Annotated in this window: 11 protein-coding genes; 6 read left to right on the top strand and 5 right to left on the bottom strand. The window is 46.3% G+C overall.

What is annotated here, in order from left to right; genetic code table 11:
* Positions 1 to 38 precede the first annotated feature (38 nt).
* Positions 39 to 962 (top strand): AraC family transcriptional regulator, encoded by a 924-nt coding sequence (locus BUR42_RS10290; RefSeq protein ID WP_074239146.1) that lies wholly within the window; start codon positions 39 to 41, stop codon positions 960 to 962.
* A gap of 74 nt (positions 963 to 1,036) precedes the next feature.
* On the top strand, positions 1,037 to 1,276 hold the full coding sequence (locus BUR42_RS10295; RefSeq protein ID WP_074239147.1) for a hypothetical protein: 240 nt from the start codon (positions 1,037 to 1,039) through the stop codon (positions 1,274 to 1,276).
* A 170-nt stretch (positions 1,277 to 1,446) separates the two neighbouring features.
* On the opposite strand, the gene BUR42_RS10300 is transcribed toward BUR42_RS10295, so the two are convergent.
* The gene (locus BUR42_RS10300; protein ID WP_074239148.1) at positions 1,447 to 2,661 is read right to left on the bottom strand and encodes a sialidase family protein; all 1,215 of its coding nucleotides are present in this window, start codon (positions 2,659 to 2,661) and stop codon (positions 1,447 to 1,449) included.
* A 115-nt stretch (positions 2,662 to 2,776) separates the two neighbouring features.
* Here BUR42_RS10300 and BUR42_RS10305 point away from each other — a divergent pair, with 115 nt between their 5' ends.
* The 4 genes from BUR42_RS10305 (at position 2,777) to BUR42_RS10320 (ending at position 6,320) form a co-directional block, all read left to right on the top strand.
* Positions 2,777 to 3,361, top strand: coding sequence for a Crp/Fnr family transcriptional regulator (locus BUR42_RS10305; protein WP_074239149.1), 585 nt, complete (start codon positions 2,777 to 2,779; stop codon positions 3,359 to 3,361).
* A gap of 61 nt (positions 3,362 to 3,422) precedes the next feature.
* Positions 3,423 to 3,902, top strand: coding sequence for a DoxX family protein (locus BUR42_RS10310; protein WP_074239150.1), 480 nt, complete (start codon positions 3,423 to 3,425; stop codon positions 3,900 to 3,902).
* A gap of 16 nt (positions 3,903 to 3,918) precedes the next feature.
* Positions 3,919 to 5,694, top strand: a complete 1,776-nt coding sequence (locus tag BUR42_RS10315) for a sensor histidine kinase (protein WP_074239151.1) — start codon at positions 3,919 to 3,921, stop codon at positions 5,692 to 5,694.
* Positions 5,691 to 6,320 (top strand): response regulator transcription factor, encoded by a 630-nt coding sequence (locus BUR42_RS10320; RefSeq protein ID WP_074239152.1) that lies wholly within the window; start codon positions 5,691 to 5,693, stop codon positions 6,318 to 6,320. The genes BUR42_RS10315 and BUR42_RS10320 overlap by 4 nt, the downstream gene beginning before the upstream one ends.
* 178 nt (positions 6,321 to 6,498) lie before the next feature.
* Here BUR42_RS10320 and BUR42_RS10325 read toward each other — a convergent pair whose 3' ends face one another.
* The 4 genes from BUR42_RS10325 to BUR42_RS10340 all read right to left on the bottom strand — a co-directional run bounded on the left by BUR42_RS10325 (position 6,499) and on the right by BUR42_RS10340 (position 11,444).
* Positions 6,499 to 7,671, bottom strand: coding sequence for an AGE family epimerase/isomerase (locus tag BUR42_RS10325; protein ID WP_074240530.1), 1,173 nt, complete (start codon positions 7,669 to 7,671; stop codon positions 6,499 to 6,501).
* Positions 7,672 to 7,679: 8 nt separating this feature from the next.
* Positions 7,680 to 9,041 (bottom strand): MFS transporter, encoded by a 1,362-nt coding sequence (locus BUR42_RS10330; protein WP_074239153.1) that lies wholly within the window; start codon positions 9,039 to 9,041, stop codon positions 7,680 to 7,682.
* 373 nt (positions 9,042 to 9,414) lie between these two features.
* Entirely contained in the window at positions 9,415 to 10,635 is a 1,221-nt protein-coding gene (locus tag BUR42_RS10335; protein ID WP_074239154.1) for a thioredoxin family protein, read from the bottom strand.
* Positions 10,632 to 11,444: a DUF255 domain-containing protein gene (locus BUR42_RS10340; RefSeq protein ID WP_074239155.1), complete on the bottom strand. Its 813-nt coding sequence runs from the start codon at positions 11,442 to 11,444 to the stop codon at positions 10,632 to 10,634. Before BUR42_RS10340 ends, BUR42_RS10335 begins: the two co-directional genes overlap by 4 nt.
* Positions 11,445 to 11,461 lie beyond the last annotated feature (17 nt).

Below are 11,461 nucleotides of genomic sequence, written 5' to 3' on the forward strand. Positions count from 1 at the left end.
CTTTGCCGGGTAAGCAAAATGTATTAAATTGCCCGCATATGCAGGTAAAAAATCTATTACACGAGATAGAACTTACCCAGCCTAAGTTACTCCAAACCCGTGTCGAGAACCGCAGGATATTTAACCTCAACAATTGTGAGTTGAATGTATTTGAGAGTTATGAAAAGGCCTGGCACATTCCTTTGTCCTTTAATGATTTTGTGGTCACCAGTATGGTTAGGGGCAAAAAGCGGATGCATCTTTTTGATCAGCCATCTTTTGATTACCTCCCCGGCGAAACGGTAATAGTACCGGCCAATGAAACCATGATCATCGACTTCCCGGAAGCGGCAGACAGTAATCCTACCCAATGCATTGGTATTACCATAGACGATGCTTATATCCGCGATACCATCCAGTACCTGAACATGTACTACAATTCTTCAGATGAATACCATAACTGGAAATTGCAGTTCAACGAGTACCATTTTCAGAACAATACAGAGGTTTCTTCGCTGATCAATAAACTGATCAGGGTATGCAGCAGCGGGGATGTTGGAAAGAACATCTATGCAGACCTGAACCTGAAGGAATTACTGATCCGGCTGATCCAAAGCCAGCATTTGCAGCAGGTGGCTATAGAGGCAGGCGGGAACAGCAACCAGGACCGTCTGCATTTTGTACTGAACTATATTCATGAACATCTAACGGACAGGATAGCCGTGGATACACTGAGCCGCAAGGCTTACCTGAGCAGGAATGTTTTTTTTAAATGGTTCCGGGAACAGTTCGGCATTACACCGCTGGAATATATTAACCGCGAAAGAGTGAACCTGGCCAAGCAGCTGCTGAGCCAGACCAATGAGAATATTACCACTGTGAGCAATCATTGCGGGTTTACGGACGTAAATTATTTTATCCGCGTATTTAAGAAAACGGAAGGCATTACACCTAAAGTGTACCAGTCCATTTGCCGGCCTTAAAATCTCCTTAAAAAAGGTTCCTGCCTGTATAAGAGAACAAAAATTCACCTAACTTCTCTTAAAATTCACTGACTATGAAAAGAATCCTGACGGCTATGCTGGCCATGCTAATGGTTGCATCCGTATCTCTGACATCTATGGCGCAAAGCAAACCTGCACCAAAGAAAGTTACTGCTACAACTAAAACAGATACTGTACATCTGAAGAAAGACGGAACAAAGGATAAACGCTTTAAAGAAAATAAAACACCAGAAGGGCCTTTGAAGAAAGACGGAACGCCGGATAAGCGTTACAAAGCAAATAAGAAGTCATAGTGGCCATGGCGTATAAGATGCTGGTAAGAATTAGTCTCAATGCCGCGTCTGTATAATCTGAAAAGGATGTCTCACAAGGGGCATCCTTTTTTTAATGTGTTTTTTTGAAAGAAAAAGCCGCCTCCTGCGGAGACGGCTTCTTTTATACAGGGATAAACCAGGGGTATTGTTTATGGTTCCGTTTGCCCATTCAATATCCAGGGCAGATTGAACTTATGGAACTCAATCGATTTATTACTGGTTGCGCTCGCAGCTACATTTTCATTGATCTCTATTAAAGCCCCCACCGCATAATCTGCCGTTTTCACCATGCTGGAATACCCTCCTTTTGCAACGGTGAGGTTAGCGTAATCGCAGGTATTACCACTGTAAATAGCTCTGCTGATAGGCCAGGTAGCTCCATCATCATAACTGATACGCACCGTCATATTACAGCGTTTATCAATTGTGTTGGGATTCAGGAAATAGATCCTGTGCGGATCATCACCATTGTAGCGAAGGATGGATGCCTGGCATTTAGGATCATTGAGTGTGTTATCAACAGACCATGCTGCAAAACTTCCGGCAATGGTACCGATAGACTTCCTTCTCTTTTTAGCCGTGTTCCAGGCAGTTGTACCGGGTCTGTCGTTCCGTAACAGGCTGCCGTTCATTAATTCTACGATAGTGCCTTCATCTGTGCCGCCGGGGATCGGCTGGTAGTGCCAGGTGGTACCATGATCATCACTATAGATATTCCTGCCATAAGCAGGAATGATGAGCCGGCCGGGCGTGTTGATGGTTGTCTGGATGCCTGTACCGGGCCCCATAGCATCCCAGGTATAACCCGGTGGCAGCAATGTGGTGCTCATATCCTGCGGAGTAGACCAGGTAGCCCCATGATCATCACTGTAGGAAGAGAACACCCGCCTGTCTCCCCAGGCAGTGATATCAGACCAGGCAGCTTTATTGGCATCATTCCAGGACATGAATACCCAGGCGCGGCCATTGGTTCCTTTATCCTTGTCGTATACCGCAGTGGGATTTCCCCAGGTGCCGGCACCACTGCCTACTACTTCTCCCAGTGCAGACCAGGTAGCGCCATTATCTGTAGAGCGCTTGAAGACTACGTTGATATCTCCCCAGTCACTGGGGCTCCATCTCCGCCCTTCGCAAATGGCTATCAGCGTGCCATTTTTGGTTTTAATGATGGAAGGAATGCGGAAGGAATGATAGATGCTTTCATTTCCTCCGTTAAATAATACCATGCTGTTATGGTATGCGGTAGCAGCCACAGCAGCGGTGGCAGCCACTTCATCCTCTATCTTCGGAGCCGGTGAGGTATTTACCTGCTTGGCACATCCGAGGCTGAGGGAAATAAGGATACATAAGGTGGAATAATTCATAACATTGGGATTTAATAGTAGATATGTACTACATATTAAATGTAAGCCGAGGGCTGCAGATTTCCAAATATTCCGGCAGGGATTCTCTGTATTTTTGCCGCAAAGTAAACAACAGATGGACCCACTCCTGCAACTGCGACAGGCCATTGCCCGTTTTTCGGAAATACCAGATGAGGAATGGACGGCCTTTAGCGAAAAACTTCTCTTTCAGCACTACAAAAAAGGCGAATTCCTATGCCGGGAGGGCCAGACGGAGAACTTCATCTTCTTTTTGCTGAAAGGTGCCACGCGCAATTATTTTACAAAAGACGGCAAGGAGTTCACAGTCGATTTTCATTTTGAAGGAGACATGCTCACGGCTTATTATTCTTTCCTTACCCGCCGCCCCTCTCCTGTTGCGCTGGAAGTGATCGAAGATGTGGAAGCCATCCTGATCCCGCGGGAGCATCTGCTGGCTTTTTATGCACAGGGTAAAACCGGGGAAAGGATCGGCAGGCTGATAGCAGAGATGCAATATGTACGGCGGCTGGACAGGGAAATGGAGCTACTCTCTGATACTGCAGAAGAACGGTATGCAAAGCTGATCAAAAGGAACCCACAGCTGGTGCAAAGCATTTCAGTGAAACACCTCTCCTCCTACCTGGGCATACAACCGGAAAGCCTGAGCCGGATCCGTAAACAGTACGGGAAAGGAAACTAACATACATCATTTTCTCCCTTTAGCGGAAGGTTCACCTTTGCCTTATTAAAATTGACAGATCATGATGGTATTATTGATATTACCGGGAGCTTTTGGCATAGCACTGCTGCTGATCAAACTGATAAAGGGGAACTGGAACCTGCAGCTGAGTGGCTGTATAGGTATGAGCGCCATGCTGCTTTTTACTGCGCTCGGGCACTTCCTGTTCCCCAAAGGGATGGAAATGATGATCCCTCCTTTCTTCCCTTTCCGGCTTGGACTGGTGTATTTTACAGGAATACTGGAAATTGCGGCGGCTATTGGTTTGCTGCTTCCGGCATACAGAAGGATCACCGCTATGCTGCTGATCGTTTTCTTTGTGATGATCACACCTGCGAATATCTACGCGGCCCTCCACCATATTAATCTTGAAACAGCCACAACAGATGGCAAAGGCCCGGAATATCTGTGGACAAGGATCCCTGAGCAAATAATATTTATTGCCTGGGTATGGTTCTTCGGGATAAGAAGTAGATCAAAAGCCCTATCTTGGCAGCCATAACAGTTTCTCTATACCTATGCGGCGGGCATATCTCCTTTTATCCTTTATTTTCCTGTACGGCATACAGCAGCTCCAGGCGCAGCATGGCCAGGTATTTAAGGTATGGGAGGACAGTACGCGTATACAGGCAGCACCTTCTGCTTTAAACCATTACTACAAAGGGGATTTTACCCCGCTACCCGGCGAAAACCTCAATCCCGGTTTTACAAAGAGTGTTTTCTGGATAGCCCTGACGGTGCCGCCTACTCCTGAAAACCTTCTGCTGATAACAGACAATGCTCATATCAATATCCTGGAATGGTATGCGGTACACGATAGCGTACCTATGCCTTTATACGTTACCGGCGATTTTTTCCCTTTTGCACAACGCCCTGTTATTCATAATACATTTGTTTTTCCTTTACAGCCCAAAACAGCACTGTACCTGCTGAGGGTGGACAAACATTTTGAATCCCTGCAAGCCCCGCTCCGGCTTGTTACACAGGAGCAACTGGCGCAGGAGATGGCATCGGAAAATCTCCTCAGCGGCCTTTTCACAGGCATCATGTTATTGATCGTATTGTTCGGTGCTTTCCTTTTCTTTACTACGAGCGACCGGGTGTACGGCTATTATGCGTTATATGTACTGAGCATCCTGTTATGGATATGGGCTAATAAAGGGCTTGGTTTTCATTACCTCTGGCCGGAATCCTGGTTCTTCCCCAGCCGTGCGCGCCCGGTTTTTGTGGTCACCAATATGCTCCTGGTGTTTCAGTTCCTGCAATACTTTATTGGCATAAAGAAAGATAACTGGGCTTACCGGCCCTTCAAAATATTCCAGGCCATTGGCCTGTGCTTCCTCGTGGCGATACTGTGGCCAACGGATTATGCGCGCTTTGGAATGATTAGCATGATATTACAAAAGATGCTGACCCTATTCAGTCTTTGTGCAGTTGCACTGGTAGCAGGGAACCTGCTGCAAAAGGTATGGCAGCGGAATACGGCAGCCACGGTGTATCTCGTGGCGACAATGGTGCTTCTTGTATTCATCACCATAGAGATCATGTATTATCTCGGGAAACTGGAGATCCCTGTTTACTTTGTACACTTTGGTGTTTTCACAGGTGCAGCACTGGAGGTGATCATCATCACCTTTGCACTGGCAGCACGTTTTAATAACTATCGTAAAGAAAAAGAAACCGTGCTGCGAACACTTACGGACACGATCATTGCAGTGGAAGAAAAGGAAAGGAAAATACTGGCAGATCAACTGCATGATGAAATAGGCTCCATGTTATCGCTGGCTTCTTTAAACATGCAGGCGATGAAGCTGGACGAAGTAACCGAAATGCTGGACCAACTCAGCCATACCGTACGCCATATCAGCCACCAGCTAACACCTGTGGCTATTGAGAAATATGGGCTACGGCATGCGATAGAAGACCTGGTAAAGATCGCCAATGGTACCGGTAAAATAAATATTGAACTGGTGCTGATAGGTTTCTCCCCTACCACACCTTATCCATCCAACACGGAATTTACCATTTACCGTATCATACAGGAGTTGCTGCAGAACATCCTCAAACATGCAGAGGCCTCGAATGTATTGATACAACTGATAGAAATAGAACTGGAGAAAAGTTGCTCGATCATTGTGGAAGATAACGGGATAGGGATAGATCCGGCAACGATCCTGCGCAGTGTGGAAGCCAAAGTGGCTTATATGGAAGGAAAGATCATGATAGAAAGTAAACCCAACGAAGGTGCTATGGTGAACATAGAATTACCGTTGCCTGAAAAAATAACTGTATGACCAGATTGATCATAGCAGACGACCATCAGTTACTTGCGGATGGATTAGTGGCCGTACTGCGGGAGGCAGCAGAATGGGATATACTCGTACCTGTTAATAATGGACGGGAGCTGCTGGACCGGCTGGCAAAAACCCAGGTGGACGTTGTGCTGCTGGACCTTAACATGCCGCACCTGGATGGCATTAAAACACTGGAGATCATTAAAGAACAATACCCGGGGATCAAAGTACTGGTGCTGACCAATTATAATCAACCACAATTACTATCTGAGGTACGTAAGCTCGGCGCAGATGGTTACCTGCTGAAGAATGCTTCCGGAGATGTATTAAAAACGGCCTTACGGTCTGTGCAGGCAGGTGTTCCTTACTTTGAAAACCTTGTTCCCCGGGAAGCACCCGCAGCGGCATTTTTCCTGGATGAGTTTATGAAGAAGTACCATCTCACCAAAAGGGAAGTGCAGATCATTAAAATGGTAGGCAGCGAACTAACGAGTAAAGAGATCGGTACGGAGCTTTCTATCAGTGAGTTTACAGTGAATACACACAGGAAGAATATCCTGCGGAAGCTGGAGCTGAAGAATACCGCAGGGCTCCTTAATTTTGCAAAGCAGCAGGGGATCCTTTAAAACAGGGCTTATTTGTGACTTTGCCGCGTGGTAAAGGGTGGGTCTTTTTTTATTTTAAGGATGTTAATCTTTATTCTAAGGGGCCTTTAAAACAGGACTTACCTGTGACTTTGCCGCGTGGCAGAGGGTGGGTCTTTTTTTATTTTAAGGGTGATTTACTTTTTATTCTAAGGCCTCTCTATAGCCGTTTCATTATTTCAAGGCATGCACGACTGTTGTGATAGGGGCATTTCCAGAGCCCCACCTTATCTTCATTCATCACCTTATTATCCCTGATGCCCCAGTACCACTCTCCTTTTGCTTTGTCTAATATGTTCTTTTCTATATACTGCCAGCTGTTGGTGGCATCTTTCAGGTAACGGGGGTCTTTGCTGAGCTGCCAGGCATTCACAAAACCTACTACGGCCTCTGCCTGTGGCCACCAATGCTTTTCAGCGATCAGTTGTTGCTCTCCCGGTTCATATTCATACCATAATCCACCATCTGCATCTACTCCCTCTTTAGCTGCATCCGTCATCAGGATTGCTGCGGCTTTGGATTTTTCTATCAATTCAGCATCCCCTATCACTTCTGCGGCTTCCAGCAATAACCAGCTGGCTTCAATATCATGGCCATAGGAAACAAGGTTACCGGTAGGGTTCCACTTTTCATCAAAGAAAAGACGGAGGTGGTGAGTGTTGGGATCTATGATCTTATCATAAAAAACACGCAGCAGGTCCTGGATATGGATCTTTAAAGAAGGGTCCGCCCAGATGCTGTAGAGATTGGTGTAAGCTTCCAGTACATGCAGGTGGGTGTTCATCGATTTCTTTTCATTCTCATCCTTTTCACTCAGGCGCAGATCTTCCAATTCTTTCCATTCACGGGAAAAAGCTTCCAGGTAACCACCGTACACACAATCATAACTATACAGCTGAATGAGGGAATACAGGCCAATGGCTTTCTCTTTTGCCTTTTCGTTCTTACTGGCTTTGTAGTATTCGCTGAAAGCATAGACCACAAATGCCTGGGCATAGATCTGTTTTTTGGTATCTACAATATCCCCGGCATAACCAACCGTCCACATTACACCACCAAATTCCTTGTCTATAAAATACTCCGTGATGTAATCGAAAGCGCGGGTGGCTACCTGCAGGTAAGCGGGGTTCTTTGTAACATTATAAGCTGCGGAAAACGACCAGAGGATCCTGGCGTTGAGTACGGCACCTTTTACGGCGAATGGATCAGGCATATTGTCGTTATCCAGTTTACCCAGGAAACCACCATGTTTCTCGTCTATGGTGTGGGTTTGCCAGTAATCAAGGATAGCGGTTAATTCATCCTGCAGGTCCTGTCTTAATTTCTCTTGCATGAACTGTTTTATTTTCGCCGTGCTTCCAGATCGGTGCTGATCTCCGTTATCTTTTCCTCTGTTAAAGGATACAGGGCAATGCATATAATAGATAACAAAGCCCCGATAGCCGGTAAGAAGCTCAACATTAAAAGAATCCCTGTTTGTACGCCCTCTTCCTGCACAACATTTGCCTTAAACCCGAAATACTCCAATAACCAGCCGGTGAGTGCCCCACCGATCGTCCAGCCGAATTTCTGGGACATGGAGGAGGAAGAAAAGATCAGGCCTGTTGCACGCCTGCCGGTCTTCCATTCTGAATAATCCGCCGTATCTGCATACAGGGACCATAAAAGGGGAAAGATCATACCTGCACAAGCGCTGATTAATATCTGAAAAACAAAAATCAGCGCAAGTTGTTCTTTACCGAGCCAATAAAATAAAATACTGAGTACGCCGGCAACAACCATGGCTGCCAGGTAGGTATTCTTTTTACCCAGTTTATTGGCAACGGGCGAAGCCAGGATCACTCCCAGGATATTTGCACCCTGCCCCAGCATGAGGTACAGGGCAGAATAAGTGACATTCAGGGCCGAGAATGTTTCTGCATTGCCCAGGTAATATTTGAAGTAATACAAAGTGGCCCCGTCCCGGATAGAATTAAAGATCAGTGCAGCAATACCTGCACCCAGCAGGATCCACCAGGGGCGGTTGGCGAAAAGGTCTTTGATATCGTCTTTTAAAGACACCTTTTCCTCCCGGATAGGTTTCACCCGTTCTTTCACCCAGGCAAAACATAACAGGAAGAGGATCACGCAAATGGAAGAGATCACTGCTACAGATAATTGCCAGCTGCTTTGCAGGTCCGCTGATCTCCCGAAAAAGCTCACCAGCGGTTCCAGCAAGGCAAAAGCAATGAGGCTGCCGGCAAAAGCAAAGGACATTCTGAAGGAAGCGAGGATATTCCTTTCTTTTCCATCCGGGGAGATCACTCCCAGCAGGGAAGCATATGGCACATTGATCAGGGAATAGATCATCATCATGGCAGAATAGGTGATATAGGCGTAGACCAGCTTACCTGTAACACTGTAATCCGGTGTGGTGAAAGTTAATACACCGATCAAACCAAAAGGTATGGCCATATAAAGGATATAAGGGCGGAATTTGCCCCAGCGGGTGGTTGTTCTATCCGTCATCACACCTACTACCGGATCAAAAAGGGTATCCCAGATACGTGTGATAAGGAACATGGTGCCAATAGCCCCGGCGGCCAGGCCCATTACATCTGTATAAAAGAAGAGCAAATAAGTACCGAAGAGTTTCCAGAACATGGAGGATGCCATATCCCCAAAACCGTAACCGATCTTTTCCTTAAGCGAAATTTTCTGCATACGTGGATTTAAATAAGCTTCTGACAAATCTATCCTTTAAATATGCATAAGATATAATATTTTTTTATCCGATCATTATCGTAAAAAAACAAAGCCCTCCGATAATTCGGAAGGCCTTTAGGTGGATTCTTCAGCTCCTTTACTCTTTTTGGGGGACGCGAATGGATTCTTTTGGGGGTATTCGATGGATGAAGGAGCTATTAGAAAGAATGTCTTTTGATGATGTAAAGATGCAGCGATTTTTTTAACGGGAAACGATAAAATGCCAGGTGGCGGGATTTTTTGTGTATGCGGCGGCGGATGCCTGATAAGTGAAAAAAGCTGCCCGTTTGGGCAGCTTTTGCTGAATTGGAGAGATATAGGGATGTATTTCTTAGTTGGAAATCAGTTTCATGGGCATAAAACCCGTTGAACGCTTAGCCGCTTCCACCTTCTCTTTATCAAGGTCTTTCCGCACATTTGCCGCCAGTGCCTTATCTCCTTTCTTTTCCAGCAGGGAGGCATAAAGGTCCAGGTACAATACTTTCTGCTGAGGCTTCAGGTCCGGAATGTTTGTACTGATCAATTTAGCCCAGGAGGTAGCTTCTGCCACCACTTCCTGGTCTTCCACAAACCGGTTCACGTTCTGCCCGTAGCTGTATAACCAGTCCCCGCCCACAATGGTCATGGGGATCAGTTTGGTGGCCAGCATATGGTTCACCACTTTGGCATATTTGCGCCATTCCTTTGTGGCAAAATAGATGGTAAGGTCTGCTTTGGCCAGCACTTCTTCTTTAGCCGGATATTTGCTCGCCTTCAGCTTCTGCTGAAAATCGCGGTACCCCTTTTCATCCAGTACTGCTTTTCCCTTATCGGGATAGCTGATGTACTGTTGCGGCCAGGCCAGGAAGGTCTGGTAGATCTTTGGTTCCACTTCCTTAGCATCGTAGCGTTTGGAGAAATCCCCGGCATTGTTCACCAGGTAAAGGAAAGGTGCGGAAGATGCATCTGTTGTGAAGTCTTTCAGCACGGTCCAGTTGCTCTTTTCGATCCATGCAGCCGGTCCCTGCGCGTTCAGGTATTCCAGTGCAATGTTACCGGCTTCTTTTGTTTCGTAAGCAGCAGAAAGTGCTTTCAGGTAGCTGAGCACGTAATTATAATCTTTCTGATTGGCGGCATAATTGCGCTGCAGGTATTGCAGGTTGCGAACAGGACTCAGCGCATCCAGGCCATGCTGGATGAATTTTGCCGTATCGGTGGAACCAACCACACGATGCACCACTTCCCCATCCCCGTTAATGAACAGGTAAGTAGGGTATGCACGTACATTGTACTTTTGGCGCAGGGTGATACCCTCCCCTTTTTCCATGTCTATGTATGCATTCACAAAGTTCCTGTTATAGAGGCTGGCCACTTCCTTCACCCCAAAAACATTCTTCGTCATCCATTTGCAGGGGCCGCACCAAACGGCATAGGCATCCACAAAAATGAGCTGGTCGTTCTTTTTAGCTTCTGCGAGCATGGCAGTCCATGTCCAGGAGCTGTCTTTAAAACTGATCTGGCTTTGTGCGCTCAGCGAGGTAAAAGCCAGTAAGATGATCAATATGTATCTCATGACTTCTTCTTTTTGCTGTTTGCTTCCTTACCCGTTGCAATAAATACATCTGGTTCTTTATATCCGCCATTGCGGTATACCACATTGCCATCCCCGTCTATCCAAAGGAAATCAGGATATGCTCTTATCTTGTATTTTTTCACCAGCGCGGGGCCGTCTCCCTTCTCCATATCCATTGTTACATTGATGAAATTAGCGTTGTAATATTCCGCCACATGATCCAGCGTAAATACATTTTTGGCCATCATAATACAGGGGCGGCACCAGGTAGTGTACGCATCCAGGAAGATGAGCTTGTTTTCTTTCTTCGCGGTGGCCAGCATTTCTTTCCAGGAACCGGTAGCAAATACGATGTGATTGGTGTTCCTGGCCCTTTGCTGTGCTTCAGCAAGAGATGAGCGGGCTTTCTTCATCAGTACCGGTGCATCCTTTGCTACCACACCGGCACTCACAAAATCGATCTGTGTGGTATCCTTGTCGAAGAAGAGATACACAGGGTACATCAGCATGGCCAGGTGGCGGGCGAATTCCCTGCCTTCAGGAGCCTGCATGTTCACATGAATGCTGATGCAGTTTTCGTTAAAGAAAGTGGCAACAGAATCCTGTGTGAACACTTCTTCCTGTACCTGTTTTAAAATGGCGGACTGGTTGGCGCCGCTTGCGTCTACAAACACCAGTTTACCGGTGGCGCGGGCTTTTGCGATAGCTTCGTTAAAAGAGATGTCCTGGAATTGAATTTTTTTCTGACCATAAACAACTGAGCAACATAACGTGAGAATAGTAACCGTAATTTTCCTTAATGCATGCATAATCCTGTTTTTTTAAT

The organism is Chitinophaga niabensis, assembly GCF_900129465.1.
GTDB lineage: Bacteria > Bacteroidota > Bacteroidia > Chitinophagales > Chitinophagaceae > Chitinophaga > Chitinophaga niabensis.

Excerpts from the sequence above, each read along its gene's own strand:
- BUR42_RS10290 (WP_074239146.1), top strand. The coding sequence starts at position 39 with ATGCAGGTAAAAAATCTATTACACGAGATAGAACTTACCCAGCCTAAG.
- BUR42_RS10295 (WP_074239147.1), top strand. The coding sequence starts at position 1,037 with ATGAAAAGAATCCTGACGGCTATGCTGGCCATGCTAATGGTTGCATCC.
- BUR42_RS10300 (WP_074239148.1), bottom strand. The coding sequence starts at position 2,661 with ATGAATTATTCCACCTTATGTATCCTTATTTCCCTCAGCCTCGGATGT.
- BUR42_RS10305 (WP_074239149.1), top strand. The coding sequence starts at position 2,777 with ATGGACCCACTCCTGCAACTGCGACAGGCCATTGCCCGTTTTTCGGAA.
- BUR42_RS10310 (WP_074239150.1), top strand. The coding sequence starts at position 3,423 with ATGATGGTATTATTGATATTACCGGGAGCTTTTGGCATAGCACTGCTG.
- BUR42_RS10315 (WP_074239151.1), top strand. The coding sequence starts at position 3,919 with ATGCGGCGGGCATATCTCCTTTTATCCTTTATTTTCCTGTACGGCATA.
- BUR42_RS10320 (WP_074239152.1), top strand. The coding sequence starts at position 5,691 with ATGACCAGATTGATCATAGCAGACGACCATCAGTTACTTGCGGATGGA.
- BUR42_RS10325 (WP_074240530.1), bottom strand. The coding sequence starts at position 7,671 with ATGCAAGAGAAATTAAGACAGGACCTGCAGGATGAATTAACCGCTATC.
- BUR42_RS10330 (WP_074239153.1), bottom strand. The coding sequence starts at position 9,041 with ATGCAGAAAATTTCGCTTAAGGAAAAGATCGGTTACGGTTTTGGGGAT.
- BUR42_RS10335 (WP_074239154.1), bottom strand. The coding sequence starts at position 10,635 with ATGAGATACATATTGATCATCTTACTGGCTTTTACCTCGCTGAGCGCA.
- BUR42_RS10340 (WP_074239155.1), bottom strand. The coding sequence starts at position 11,444 with ATGCATGCATTAAGGAAAATTACGGTTACTATTCTCACGTTATGTTGC.